General features: G+C 71.4%; 12 protein-coding genes. 8 read left to right on the top strand and 4 right to left on the bottom strand.

Features of this window, described 5'->3' with window-relative positions; genetic code table 11:
- Positions 1–2 precede the first annotated feature (2 nt).
- The gene (locus RFN52_RS28100; RefSeq protein WP_311241074.1) at positions 3–1658 is read right to left on the bottom strand and encodes an FAD-dependent oxidoreductase; all 1656 of its coding nucleotides are present in this window, start codon (positions 1656–1658) and stop codon (positions 3–5) included.
- 146 nt (positions 1659–1804) lie between these two features.
- The gene (gene glgX / locus RFN52_RS28105) at positions 1805–4057 is read right to left on the bottom strand and encodes a glycogen debranching protein GlgX (RefSeq protein WP_184850174.1); all 2253 of its coding nucleotides are present in this window, start codon (positions 4055–4057) and stop codon (positions 1805–1807) included.
- A 186-nt stretch (positions 4058–4243) separates the two neighbouring features.
- Here glgX and RFN52_RS28110 point away from each other — a divergent pair, with 186 nt between their 5' ends.
- The 5 genes from RFN52_RS28110 to RFN52_RS28130 all read left to right on the top strand — a co-directional run bounded on the left by RFN52_RS28110 (position 4244) and on the right by RFN52_RS28130 (position 9762).
- A complete protein-coding gene (locus RFN52_RS28110) occupies positions 4244–5488 on the top strand; it encodes a L,D-transpeptidase (protein WP_184850176.1) in 1245 nt (414 codons plus the stop codon).
- Positions 5489–5647: 159 nt separating this feature from the next.
- Positions 5648–6880, top strand: coding sequence for a L,D-transpeptidase (locus RFN52_RS28115; protein WP_184850178.1), 1233 nt, complete (start codon positions 5648–5650; stop codon positions 6878–6880).
- A gap of 81 nt (positions 6881–6961) precedes the next feature.
- The gene (locus RFN52_RS28120; RefSeq protein WP_184850180.1) at positions 6962–7729 is read left to right on the top strand and encodes an enoyl-CoA hydratase/isomerase family protein; all 768 of its coding nucleotides are present in this window, start codon (positions 6962–6964) and stop codon (positions 7727–7729) included.
- A gap of 130 nt (positions 7730–7859) precedes the next feature.
- Positions 7860–8507: an ATP-binding protein gene (locus RFN52_RS28125; protein ID WP_229856989.1), complete on the top strand. Its 648-nt coding sequence runs from the start codon at positions 7860–7862 to the stop codon at positions 8505–8507.
- A 76-nt stretch (positions 8508–8583) separates the two neighbouring features.
- The gene (locus tag RFN52_RS28130) at positions 8584–9762 is read left to right on the top strand and encodes a YncE family protein (RefSeq protein ID WP_184850184.1); all 1179 of its coding nucleotides are present in this window, start codon (positions 8584–8586) and stop codon (positions 9760–9762) included.
- Here RFN52_RS28130 and RFN52_RS28135 read toward each other — a convergent pair.
- Positions 9729–10406, bottom strand: coding sequence for a GNAT family N-acetyltransferase (locus RFN52_RS28135; protein WP_184850186.1), 678 nt, complete (start codon positions 10404–10406; stop codon positions 9729–9731). The two genes, RFN52_RS28130 and RFN52_RS28135, sit on opposite strands and share 34 nt — an antisense overlap.
- Before the next feature lie 49 nt (positions 10407–10455).
- On the opposite strand from RFN52_RS28135, the gene RFN52_RS28140 reads away from it, so the two are divergent.
- From RFN52_RS28140 to RFN52_RS28150, 3 genes are all read left to right on the top strand, one after another.
- A complete protein-coding gene (locus RFN52_RS28140) occupies positions 10456–11370 on the top strand; it encodes a helix-turn-helix domain-containing protein (protein ID WP_184850188.1) in 915 nt (304 codons plus the stop codon).
- A 59-nt stretch (positions 11371–11429) separates the two neighbouring features.
- Positions 11430–11642, top strand: coding sequence for an EF-hand domain-containing protein (locus tag RFN52_RS28145; RefSeq protein WP_184850190.1), 213 nt, complete (start codon positions 11430–11432; stop codon positions 11640–11642).
- 186 nt (positions 11643–11828) lie between these two features.
- Complete coding sequence (locus RFN52_RS28150; RefSeq protein WP_184850192.1) at positions 11829–12500, top strand: NADPH-dependent F420 reductase; 672 nt, start codon at positions 11829–11831, stop codon at positions 12498–12500.
- Positions 12501–12573: 73 nt separating this feature from the next.
- Here the strand turns inward: RFN52_RS28150 and RFN52_RS28155 are convergent, their stop codons facing one another.
- Positions 12574–13131, bottom strand: coding sequence for a GH25 family lysozyme (locus RFN52_RS28155; protein WP_184850194.1), 558 nt, complete (start codon positions 13129–13131; stop codon positions 12574–12576).
- Positions 13132–13283: the final 152 nt, after the last annotated feature.

A 13283-nucleotide genomic window follows, 5' to 3' on the forward strand; every position in this document is an offset into this window, starting at 1 on the left:
ATTCAGCCGACGGCCAGCCCGGTCCTCAGGACCTGGCGCAGCGTGTCCTCGGCGGCCGGGTCCGGACCCGGCGACCGCCATGCGACGAACCCGTCGGGCCGGACGAGCACGGCGCCCCCGGGCCCCGTGCCGTGGCGCTCCGCCCAGTCGGCGGCGTCCTCCGGTACCAGGTCGGCCTGAGGCCCGGTGCCCACCCGGTACGACCTGAGCGGCAGGGCCGGATCGTCGGCGAGGCGGAGCGCGGCCTCGTGCCATCCGTTCGGCTCGGCGGCGTCACTGAGCAGCACCAGGGACCGCTCGTAGAGGTCGAGCGTCGACATGCGTTCGTCCCCGTGACGCACCCACAGGTGCGGGGCCCTGCTGCCGGGGCCGCCGGTCAGGTCGAGGCTCTCGGGGACCACGGGGGCCGCGGGATCGGCGCCGACGACGGCGCCCTGCGGGTAGTGGTACCCGAGGGCCACGTTGAGGATGCCGCGCTGGGGGCCGCCGCCCCCTCCGGCCGGCGCGGCGAATCCGGGATGGCTGTGCTCGGCCGACCGGGCCGCGGCACGCGCGCTGGTGGCCTCGGCCACGGGACGGCGCTCGGCGTCGTAGGTGTCCAGCAGGCGCTCCCCCGCCCAGCCGTCGAGCACCGCGGCCAGTTTCCAGGCGAGGTTGTGGGCGTCCTGGATACCGGTGTTGGAACCGAAGGCCCCGGTGGGAGACATCTCGTGCGCCGAGTCACCGGCCAGGAACACCCGTCCGGACCGGTAGCTGCGGGCCACCCGCTGAGCGGCGTGCCACGGCGCCTTGCCGGTGATCTCCACATCGAGGTCGGCGACCCCGACCGCCCGGCGGATGTGCTCGACGCACCACTCGTCCGTGAATTCCTCCAGGGTCTGGCCGTGTTCGGGGTGCCAGGGGGCGTGGAAGACCCAGTTCTCGCGGTTGTCCACCGGCAGCAGGGCGCCGTCGGCCTCCGGGTTCGTCAGGTAGCAGACGATGAAGTGGCGCTCACCCACGACGTCGGCGAGGCGGCGGGAGCGGAAGGTGAGGCTGACGTTGTGGAACAGGTCGCCGGGACCGCTCTGACCGATGCCGAGCTGCTCACGCACGGGGCTGCGCGGGCCGTCCGCGGCGACGAGATAGTCCGCGCGGATGGTGGTGTGCTCACCCGTCTCGCGGCTCTTGACCACGGCGGTCACACCGGTGGCGCCGGCCTCGAACGACATCAGCTCGGTGGAGAAGCGCAGGTCCCCGCCGTGTCCGCGGGCGTGGTCGAGCAGGACCGGTTCGAGGTCGTTCTGGCTGCACAGGCACCAGGCGCTGGGGCTGAAGCGGGCCAGGCCGCCCCCCGGGTCGATCTCCCTGAACAGCCACTCGCCCGCGTCACCGGTCAGCGTGGGCGTCTGGAGGATGCCCTTGTTGACGGCCAGGGTGGCGGCCGCGTCCTGGATCGCCTTCTCGACGCCCGCCACCCGGAACAGCTCCATCGTGCGGACGTTGTTGCCACGGCCTCGCGGGTGGATGGAGGTGCCTGAGTGGCGCTCCACCAGCATGTGCGGCACGCCCAGCCGTCCCAGGAACAGCGAGGTCGACAGGCCGACCAGGGAGCCGCCGACGATGAGGACCGGGACGCTGATGGTGTGCGGACCCGTCTGCCCGCCTCGTTCGTTCATCACTGTCGCCTCCAGCGCATCGATACCGCCGACCCGGCCGGATGCGGCGGAGATCCTCATGCATGCCCCGGGAAGGTGACAGTGGCTCAGGCTTCACCCGCCTGCTGCGTGCTGCCCGTCCGCACCCGCCGGCCGCCCCGCCGGGGTCACCCCGCCACCCGCAGCAGCAGCACGGCCCGCGCCGGCATCGTGATCTCCGTCCCCGCCCGGTGCTCCACGCCCGGCGCCTCCCCCTGCTCCTCCCGGCTCGTGTCGACGACGACCTCGTACCGCTCGGCCCACGGCGGCCCCGGCAGGGTGAAGTCCACCGGCCCTTCGCCCGCGTGCAGGACGGCCAGGAAGCTGTCGTCGAGGATCTGCTCCCCGCGCTCGTCGCGCCCCGGGATGTCCCGGCCGGACAGGTACATGCCCAGAGTGGCGGCGGGCGCGTACCAGTCCTGCTCCGTCATCTCCGTGCCCCGGGACGTGAACCAGGCCAGGTCGCGCAGCCCGTCCGCGGTCTGGGCCCGGCCCGAGAAGAACGCCCGGCGCCTGAGCACCGGGTGGCGGTGGCGCAGCGCGATCAGCCGGGAGGTCAGCGCGAACAGGGCCTGCCAGCCGGGATCCTCCAGCAGTCCCCAGTCCAGCCAGCCGATCTCGTTGTCCTGGCAGTAGGCGTTGTTGTTGCCGCGCTGGGTGCGGCCCAGTTCGTCGCCCGCGACCAGCATGGGCACGCCCGTCGACAGCAGCAGGGTGGTCAGCAGGTTCCTGAGCTGCCGCCGCCTGAGCGCGCGTACGTCCGCGTCGTCCGTCTCGCCCTCGGCGCCGCCGTTCCAGGCCCGGTTGTCGTCCGTGCCGTCCCGGTTGCCCTCGCCGTTGGCCTCGTTGTGCTTGCGCTCGTAGCTCACCAGGTCGCGCAGGGTGAACCCGTCGTGCGCGGTGATGAAGTTGACGGACGCGTACGGCCTGCGCCCGCCCCAGGCGTACAGGTCGCTGGAGCCCGACAGCCGGTAGCCCATCTCGCGGACGTCCGGCAGGGCGTGCCGCCAGAAGTCCCGAACGGCGTTGCGGTACCGGTCGTTCCACTCCGTCCACAGCGGCGGGAACGCCCCCACCTGGTAGCCGCCGGAGCCCACGTCCCACGGCTCGGCGATCAGCTTCACCCGGCGCAGCACCGGGTCCTGGGCGATGACCGCGAGAAACGGGGAGAGCATGTCGACGTCGTGCATGGAGCGGGCCAGCGCCGCCGCCAGGTCGAAGCGGAAGCCGTCCACGCCCATCTCCGTGACCCAGTAGCGCAGCGAGTCGGTGATCAGGCGCAGCACGTGCGGCTGGACCACGTGCAGGGTGTTGCCGCAGCCGGTGTAGTCGGCGTAGCGGCGGGCGTCGTCCTGGAGGCGGTAGTAGCCGCGGTTGTCGATGCCCTTGAGGGACAGCGTCGGGCCCAGTTCGCCCGCCTCGGCGGTGTGGTTGTAGACCACGTCGAGGACGACCTCGATCCCGGCCGCGTGCAGGGCGCGCACCATCCGCTTGAACTCGCCGACCTGCTGGCCCCTCGTCCCGGAGGCCGCGTAGGCCGCGTGCGGGGCGAAGTAGCCGATGGAGTTGTAGCCCCAGTAGTTCTTGAGGCCCCGGCGCAGCAGATGGTCCTCGTGCGCGAACTGGTGCACCGGCAGCAGCTCCACCGCCGTCACACCCAGCCTCACCAGGTGCTCTATGGCCGCCGGGTGCGCGAGGCCGGCGTAGGTGCCGCGCAGCTCCTCGGGGATGCCCGGGTGGAGTTGCGTGAAGCCCTTGACGTGCAGCTCGTAGATCACCGAGTCCGCCCACGGCGTCTTCGGGCGGCGGTCGTCGGCCCAGTCGTCGTCATCGTGGACGACGACGCCCTTCGGGACGTGCGGCGCCGAGTCCCGGTCGTCGCGCACGGTGTCGGCGACATGCTGCTGCGGCCAGTCGCGGACGTGCCCGTACACCTCCGGCGGCAGGCCGAAGTCCCCGTCCACGGCGCGGGCGTAGGGGTCGAGCAGCAGCTTGGCGGGGTTCCAGCGGGCGCCCGTCCACGGGTCCCAGCGGCCGTGCACCCGGTAGCCGTAGCGCTGCCCCGGCAGCACGCCGGGGACGAAGCCGTGCCAGATCTCGTGGGTCAGCTCGGCGAGCCGGACCCGCGACTCCCTGCCCGACTCGTCGAAGAGGCACAGCTCGACCCCCTCGGCCCCGCCCGCCCACAACGCGAAGTTGGTGCCCGCCACTCCGTCCGGGCCGACCCGGAACCGGGCGCCCAGCGGTGTCGGCGCGCCCGGCCACGCGGGCACGGTGGGCGGCGGCGCGGCCCGCCGTGCCCCGTTCACGGCGGCGGCCTGGCGCCCGTTCCCGGTGGCCTGACGACCGGCCACCGCCTCCTGCTCGGCTGCGCTGGACACCTGTCAGCCTCCCGCGGCTCGTGGGACGACGGGGGACAGAGGGGTGCGGCCCCGTCTGCGGCCCGGGCCGCGGCTCCCCTGCGCGTCGTCCTCCCCACTGTTCTGCCCAGAGCGTGGCTCGCACTCACGTTTCCCCGGGGGCGGGCATGGTCGTTTCCGGGGACACGGCCGGTCGTTGGGCACCTCGTGAGGCACGTACAAGGGCGCGCGCGGCGCGCGAGGGCCGCGCTGGCCGCCGTAGTGACATGGGCAGGGCTCCTCGCCGGGGCCACGGGCTGTACCTCGGACGACGCGGGATGGATTGCCGGGGCGTTCGGCGCGCCCCCGGCGCCCGAGGACGTCATCAAGGTCTCGCCCGGCGACGACAGCAGGGGAGTGCGCCCCGGCAAGCGGCTGCGCGTGCACGTGCCCGACGGCCGGCTGGAGAAGGTGAAGGTCGTCAGGTCACAGGACGCGCAGGAGTCCCCGGTGCCCGGGCGCCTCTCCGCCGACGGCCTGACCTGGGAACCCGACGAGCAGCGGCTCGCGCTGGCCGCCAAGTACACCGTCGACGCGGTGGCCGTGGACGGCGACGGCCGCCGCTCGGCCCGGCGCACCACCTTCACCACCTACGTCCCCGAGGAACGCTTCATCGGCTACGTCGCCCCGGAGAACCGTGCCACGGTCGGCACCGGCATGATCGTCTCCCTGGAGTTCAACCGGCAGATCGCGAACCGCGCCGCCGTCGAACGTGCGGTGCGCGTCACCGCCCGCCCGGCCGTCGAGATCCGCCCGCACTGGTTCGGCAGGACACGCCTCGACTTCCGCCCCGAGGACTACTGGAAACCCGGCACCCAGGTCACCGTCGCCCTGCGCCTGCGCGACGTCGAGGGGGCGCCCGGCGTCTACGGCCTGCAGCACAAGACGTTCTCCTTCACCGTCGGCCGCAGCCAGGTCTCCGTGGTCGACGTCGCCGCGCGCTCCATGGAGGTCCGGCGCGACGGCGAGACCCTCGCCACCGTCCCGGTCACGGCCGGCGCCCCGAGGACGGCCACGTACAACGGCAAGATGGTGGTGACCGAGATGCTCGACGTGACCCGGATGGACGGCGCCACGGTCGGCTTCAAGAAGCGCGACGGCAAGGGCGAGTACGACATCCCGGACGTTCCGCACGCGATGCGCCTGACCGGCTCCGGCACCTTCCTGCACGGCAACTACTGGGCGCACCACACCGTCTTCGGCCGCACCAACGTCAGTCACGGATGCATCGGACTGCGTGATGTGAAGGGCGGCGGCTCGGACACCCCGGCCGGCTGGTTCTTCGACCGCAGCCTCATCGGGGACGTCGTCGAAGTCGTCAACAGCAATGACAAAAAGGTCTCTCCCGACAATGGGCTCGGAGGATGGAATATGGACTGGAACGCATGGAAGGCGGGCAGTGCCGTGAAGTAGCCGGACAGGGGGGCCGGTTGACCCGGTGATCTGTTGGGACCGAACGGTGACAATCGCGGGCCTCCGGTGCCGTCCGACCTGTGGTTACTATTCGCCGACGCGCGGGGGACGCGCGGGTGCGCGTGCGGGCCTGACCAGGCCCGGGGAGGGGAGAACCACTTGAACGGGCGACCGATATCGGGGGCGTCGGTTGGGCGCAGGAACGGAGTGCTCGCGCTGATACTCGGCGTGCTGCTGCTCGCCGTCACGGCGTGCGGCGGCGGGGGCACCGGCTCCGGTTCCGGCGGGAGCGACAGCAAGGGCAAGGACTCGGAGGCCGCGCAGAGCAAGCAGTCCGAGGCGGTCGTCGGTATCACCCCCGAGGACGGCGCCAAGTCCGTCGACACGAGCGGTGCGCTGAAGGTCACCGCCGCCAAGGGGAAGCTGACCGAGGTCGAGGTCAAGGACGCCGAGGGCAAGAAGGTCGACGGCGAGATATCCAAGGACGGCGCCAGCTGGACGCCGTCCACCCACCTGGCAGGTGCCACGAAGTACACGGTCCACGCGGTCGCCAAGGACTCCGAGGGCCGCACGGCCGCGGAGGACGCCGGCTTCACCACGCTGACCCCGAAGAACACCTTCATCGGCACCTTCACCCCCGAGGACGGCTCCAAGGTCGGCGTCGGGATGCCGTTCTCCGTCCGCTTCTCGCGGGGCATCACCCACCCGGAGGACGTCGAGAAGGCCATCCGCATCAAGACGGAGCCGGCCGTCGACGTCGAGGGCCACTGGTTCGGCAACGACCGCCTCGACTTCCGCCCGGAGAAGTACTGGAAGCCCGGCACCAAGGTGACCGTCGACCTGAACCTCGACGGCGTCGAAGGCCGCTCCGGCGTCTACGGCGAGCAGGACAAGAAGGTCGAGTTCACCATCGGCCGCAACCAGGTCTCCGTCGTCGACGCCAAGAAGCTCACCATGAAGGTGATGCGCGACGGCAAGGTCGTCAAGACCATCCCGGTCACCACCGGCAAGCCCGGCATGGAGACCTGGAACGGCCAGATGGTCATCAGCGAGATGCTCACGGTGACCCGGATGAACGGCGAGACCGTCGGCTACGGCGGCGAGTACGACATCAAGGACGTCCCGCACGCCGTCCGCCTGACCACCTCCGGCACCTTCCTGCACGGCAACTACTGGGCCGGCGGCGCCTTCGGCAACTACAACGCGAGCCACGGCTGCATCGGCCTGCGCGACGTGCGCGGCGGCTGGGACAAGAAGGTGGCCGCCGCGTGGTTCTTCAACCACTCGATGGTCGGCGACGTGGTGGTCGTCAAGAACTCCGAGGACCGGACCGTCGACCCGGACAACGGGCTCAACGGCTGGAACATGGCGTGGGAGAAGTGGAAGAAGTAGTTTTCCGCCGCTGACAAGAGGGCCCCGGTGTGACGGACCGCACCGGGGCCTCACCCGTTAGTCGTGGTTAACCTGCTGCCTATGACCGTCTCTCTCGAAGTCGCTGAAGGCGTCGGCACGCTCCGTCTCGACCGCCCGCCCATGAACGCGCTGGACATCGCCACGCAGGACCGGCTGAAGGAACTCGCCGAGGAGGCCGCGCGGCGCGAGGACGTCCGGGCCGTGGTGGTCTACGGCGGCGAGAAGGTGTTCGCGGCCGGCGCGGACATCAAGGAGATGCAGGAGATGGACCACACCGCGATGGTCCTGCGCGCCCGCGCCCTGCAGGACTCGTTCACGGCGGTGGCCCGGATCCCCAAGCCGGTCGTCGCGGCCGTGACGGGCTACGCGCTGGGCGGCGGCTGCGAGCTCGCCCTGTGCGCGGACTTCCGTATCGCAGGCGAGAACGCCAAGCTCGGCCAGCCGGAGATCCTGCTCGGCCTGATCCCCGGCGCCGGCGGCACCCAGCGCCTGGCCCGCCTGGTCGGCCCCTCGAAGGCCAAGGACCTCATCTTCACGGGCCGGATGGTGAAGGCCGAGGAGGCCCGTGAGATCGGCCTGGTGGACCGGGTCGTCCCCGCCGGCGAGGTGTACGCGCAGGCGCACGCCTGGGCCGCCAAGCTGGCACAGGGCCCGGCGCTCGCGCTGCGCGCCGCGAAGGAGTCGATCGACACGGGCCTGGAGACGGACATCGACACCGGCCTCGCGATCGAGCGGAACTGGTTCGCGGGTCTGTTCGCCACCGAGGACCGCGAGCGCGGGATGCGCAGCTTCGTGGCGGAGGGGCCGGGCAAGGCGAAGTTCCTCTGAACCTCCCTCCAGAGGCTTGCAATTGACACGGTGTCTGACCCGGGGTCCCTCGATGGGGCGGTTTATGCCAGCCTTAAGGCAACCTTAAGCCCGCCTGGTCGAGGGAGTCCGCCGGTCATTCCGGAAGGGGATGTTCCAGCAGGTCAGGAGAACTTCGAGCGGCTTCGAAGTGTCTCCGGCATATGACAGAGGACCGCCGTTTCACCGCCCGTTCACCGGGGCGTATTCCCCGGGAACGGCCCCGTGTGGCGCTCCGGGCGGCCATGATGGGGGCATGGCGGGGCTGGAGGGTATGGAACAGCCGCGGGGACACGCTCATGCGGCCGCGGCGCGCTGGTCGCCGACCGTCGAGGACGAACACGCGCTCAAGGCGCTGGAGTTGTACGGCAACCCGACGGAGGCAGAGGTTCCACTGCCGTCCCGCCCCGAGTCCGCCGCCACCGCGAGACGGCTCACCCAGGTCGTGGTCCTGCGTCAGTGGGGACTCACCCCCAAGACCACCGAGGACGCGGTCCTGCTCGTCTCGGAACTGGTCGGCAACGCCGTACGCCACACCGGCGCCCGCGTCTTCGGGCTGCGCCTGCACCGGCGCCGGGGCTGGATCCGCGTCGAGGTCCGCGACCCCTCCCGCGGGCTGCCGTGCCTGATGCCGGTCCAGGAGATGGACATCAGCGGCCGGGGCCTGTTCCTCGTCGACAAGCTGGCCGACCGCTGGGGGGTCGATCTGCTGCCCCGGGGCAAGACGACCTGGTTCGAGATGCGGGTCGCCGACCGCTGATCGCGCCCGATGCCTCACCCGGTCGCCGGACGGACGAATCGCCCGATTCTCTCCGGGCCGCCCATTAAATGGTGCAATGCACCGCCATCTCGTCAAGAGCGCCCTGGTCGCGGGTGCCGCCCTCGCCGTCCTCTCTGCCTGCGGCACCGGCAGCGGGGAACGGACCTCCGAGGCGCGCGGCACCAAGGCCGCCGTGCCCGCCCCGCCCGAGAAGAAGCCCGTGAAGGGCCTGCCGGGCATGCCGCCCGTCCTGGACCCCGAGGACGTGTACGCCGCCGACCGCCCCGACAAGCTGTCCCCCGTGGTCGAGGACTTCCCGTCCCGGGTCTACGTCCCCAACACCGAGTCCGACACGGTCACCGTCATCGACCCGAAGACGTACGAGGTCACCGACACGATCCGGGTGGGCCGGCAGCCCCAGCACGTCGTGCCCTCCTGGGACCTGAAGACGCTCTGGGTCAACAACAACCGCGGCCACACCCTCACCCCGATCGACCCGAAGACCGGCAAGGCGGGCAAGGACGTCGAGGTCCACGACCCCTACAACCTCTACTTCACGCCCAACGGCAGGTACGCCGTCGTCATGGCCTCCCTCGACCGCGAGCTGGTCTTCCGCGACCCGCACACCATGAAGGTGAAGAAGACCGTCCCGGTCTCCTGCTACGGCGTCAACCACGCCGACTTCTCCCTCGACGGCCGCTACTTCATCGTCTCCTGCGAGTTCAGCGGCGAACTGCTCAAGGTCGACACCGAGAAGATGGAGGTCGTCGGGCAGCAGCGGCTTCCGTTCGAGGGCGCCATGCCGCAGGACGTGAAGATCTCACCCGACGGCAAGAGGTTCTACATCGCCGACATGATGGCCCACGGCATGTGGGTGCTGAACGGCGACGCGTTCACCGAGCCCGTCCTGATGCCCACCGGGAAGGGCTGCCACGGCCTCTACGTCGGACGCGACTCCCGCGAGATGTACGTGACCAACCGCGGCGAGGGCACCATCTCCGTCTTCGACTTCACCCAGGGCAGGCTGACCAAGAAGTGGAAGCTGCCCGACGGCGGCAGCCCCGACATGGGGGGCGTCTCCGCCGACGGCAAGGTGCTGTGGCTGTCCGGCCGCTACGACGCCGAGGTGTACGCCGTCGACACCCGCACCGGGGTCCAGCTCGCCCGGATCCCGGTCGGCAGCGGCCCGCACGGCCTCGCGGTCTACCCGCAGCCCGGCCGCTACTCGCTCGGCCACACGGGCGTCTTCCGGTGACGTACGGCTCCGGGGACGAGCAGCGCTTCCGAGCCCACCGGCCGGTAGCCGGCCGCCTGGAACGCCCGCAGACTGCGGGCGTTCCCCGCCGACACCTGCGCCCACACCGGCGCGCCCCCGGTCAACCGCCGTGCCGCGGACACCAGCCGCCGCCCGACCCCGCGGTGCCGCGCCCCCTCCTCCACCTCGACGGCGACCTCCCAGCGCCCGGCCACGCCGCGGCCCAGCACGAGCACTCCGCCGTCCGTCGTCCACACCCGCACGCCGTCCCGCCGCCGCATCGCGGACACCACACGCGGATGCCCGGGGTCGTCGACCTCCGTCAGCGCGACCGGCGGCTCCCCGGGCACCGCCGCGCCCGTCAGCAGCACGTCGATCGTGTCGGACGTACGCCCCGTGCGGTCCATCAGGGCCGTCAGGAAGCGGGCGTTCATCGTGGCCGCGAGGACGTCGCACCCGGTGCGGGCGAGGACGCCGCGTACCCAGTCGGGGTCCTCGTCCGTGAAGACGACCGAATGGGCCGTGAAGGCCAGGACCCCCGCGTCCCGGGGCGAGGGCTGGGGCACGATCGTCGTCCCGCCGTCCGCCGGCGGGAAGACGCCGTGCGCCGCCGCGTCGAGTATGTCCCGCAGGCCGTCCGCCACCGTCGCACTCCTTGAGTCTCCACCCGATGGAGGGTCCAGACTCGCAGACATGATCGACGACCGCACCGGACTGCTCACCATCGGGGAACTGGCCCGGGTGACCGGACTCACCGTGCGCACCATCCGCTACTGGTCCGACCAGGGCGCCCTGCCCCCGGTGGCCCGGTCCGCGGGCGGCTACCGGCTGTACGACGCGGCGTCCGTGGCCCGGCTGGAGCTGGTCCGCACCCTGCGCGAGCTGGGCCTCGGCCTGGCGGACGTACGCCGGGTCCTGTCCGGTGAGACCACCGTCGCGCAGGTCGCGGCCGCGCACGTGGTCGCGCTGGACGCGCAGATCCGGTCGCTCAAGGTGACCCGCGCGGTGCTGTCGACGGTGGCCGAGCGGGGCTCGGACGCGGAGGAGATGACGCTCGTGAACAGACTGGCGCGGCTGTCGGCGGCCGAGCGGCGGCGGATCGTGGAGGAGTTCGTGGACGAGGTGTTCCACGGCCTGGACACCGCGGATCCGGTGATCCGTGAACGCATGCGGAGCACCGCCGCCGACCTGCCCGAGGACCCCACCCCCGAGCAGGTCGACGCCTGGCTGGAGCTGGCCGAGATGCTCCAGGACCCGGGCTTCCGGGCCGAGATGCGCAAGGTGGCCGAGTTCAACGCGGCCGATCGCGCTCATGACGCACCCGCCGGGGCGTCCATGTGGTTCTCCCGGCGGCTCGTGCAGCTGGGAGCACAGGCCCGCGAGCGCGGCATCGACCCCGGCTCCCCGGAGGCGGCCGAGGTGCTGGACGAGCTGCTGGGCGACGCCGACCCGGCCGCCGTGCTGAACCGGCTGCGGTCGCACGCCACCCACCAGGTCGCCCGCTACCGCGAGTTGCTGGCCCTCGTGAAGGGCGCCGGGCCCGAGTCGGCCTACCGCGACGAGTTCGTCTGGGTGGTCGCCGCGCTGGAGGCCCGCACGGCCGGTTAACCTGACCTGCGTCAGACCTGCGTCAGCAGGAAGCACAGCACGAGATGAGGGGCGGATCGGTGGCGGACATCGAGGAAGCACGCAAGCAGTTCGAGCGGATCGATACGGACGGTGACGGCTTCATCACCGCTGCCGAGTTCAAGAGCGCCCTGGCCAAGTCGGGCGACTGGAACGTCACCGAGTCGGTCGCCGAGGTCGTCATCAAGACCCGCGACCTCGACGGCGACAAGCAGCTGAGCTTCGACGAGTTCTGGGCCTACCTGAGCAAGTAGCCCGTCCAGGCACAGCCCGGCGAAGGGGCCCGGTCCGCGACCGCCGGACCGGGCCCCTCGCCGTGCCCGGAGGGGCGTGCGCCGGTCCCGTCTCCAGGCGCGGAATAGCCCCTCCGTCCCTCGGGTTGACCCTGGTCACGAGGCTCCACGAGGCGCTGTCCAGCTCCGGAAGGGCTAGGCGAGGACATGAAGATCGGCATCATCGGCGCGGGCAACATCGGCGGCAATCTGACCCGGCGGCTCACCGCCCTCGGTCATGACGTGGCCGTCGCCAACTCCCGGGGCCCCGAGACGCTCACGGCCCTGGCGGAGGAGACCGGCGCGACGCCCGTGACGGTCGGGGAGGCGGCGCGCGGCGCCGAGATCGTCGTCGTCACCGTCCCGCTCAAGGCGGTCCCCGACCTCCCCTCCGGCTTCCTCGACGGCGCGGCGGACGGCGTCGCGGTCATCGACACCGGCAACTACTACCCGCGGCAGCGCGACGGCAGGATCGCGGGGATCGAGGACGACGGCCTCACCGAGAGCCGCTGGACGGAACGGCACATCGGCCACCCGGTGATCAAGGCGTTCAACGGCACCTTCGCCCAGGACATCCTGGACCGCCCGCTCCCCGTCGGCGACCCCGGCCGGATGGCCCTGCCGGTGGCCGGCGACGACGAGGTGGCCAAGCGCACGGTACGGGACCTGATCGACGCCCTCGGCTTCGACACCGTCGACGCGGGCGGCCTCGACGCCTCCTGGCGCCAGCAGCCCGGCACCCCGGTCTACGGCCTGCGCGACGGCGTCGAGGGAGTCACGAAGGCCCTGGCGGAGGCCTCCCCGGAGCGCACGCCGGAGTTCCGCGGCCAGGCACTGTGAACGGGCGGCCTGCGCAAACGGCTGGGTGCGCTGCGGCCCCCCGGTCCCACACGTGACCTCTGAGGTGGACGGATCAGGCGTCCTCCGCCCACCTCCGCAGCGCCGCCTTGCTCTCGAAGTCGGCCACGTTCTTGTCGAGCGGGTCGTCGGTGTACTGGTGGAAGCGCCATTTGGCCTTGATGCGGGGCTTGCCCGCTGCGACGTAGTCGGCGATCCACAGGCCGTCGCCCGCATAGGACGTCGTGTCCATATGGAGCCAGAAGTTGCGGTTGGCGTAGAGAATGACCTGGTTGTCCGGCCGCAGATCCTTCAGCTTCCGTATGAACAGGTCCTTCTCGGCGTTGCTCGCGTGGGTTCCGTTGCTGGTCGTCTCCCAGTCGACGGCGAGGATGTCGCCCGCCCGGTCCGGGGCCTTGCTCACGAAGTACTCGGCCTGGGCGGTGAGGTTGCCGGGCCACAGGAAGTGGTAGAAGCCGACGACCAGCCCGGCGTCCCGGGCCCGCTTGGTCTGGGCGGCGAGTTTGGGATTGACGTAGGAGCGTCCCTCCGTCGCTTTGACGAAGACGAACGAGAGGCCGTCGGTGCTGTAGGAGGAGGACTGATAGGCGCTCACATCGATGCCGCGCAGCATGGGGGGCTCCCTGAAGTGCTGTGGGGGAGGGGAGTTGGTGTCCACCACCCTGGCACGGCCTGCCGGGGGATGACGTGGAAACGTCAACTTGGGTGAACCATGGGACGGGTGTCCGCCGCGGTCGCCGTGATCCGGTCCGCCAGGTCCGCGAG

Origin of the sequence: Streptomyces collinus (assembly GCF_031348265.1) — a bacterium.
Classification (GTDB): domain Bacteria; phylum Actinomycetota; class Actinomycetes; order Streptomycetales; family Streptomycetaceae; genus Streptomyces; species Streptomyces collinus.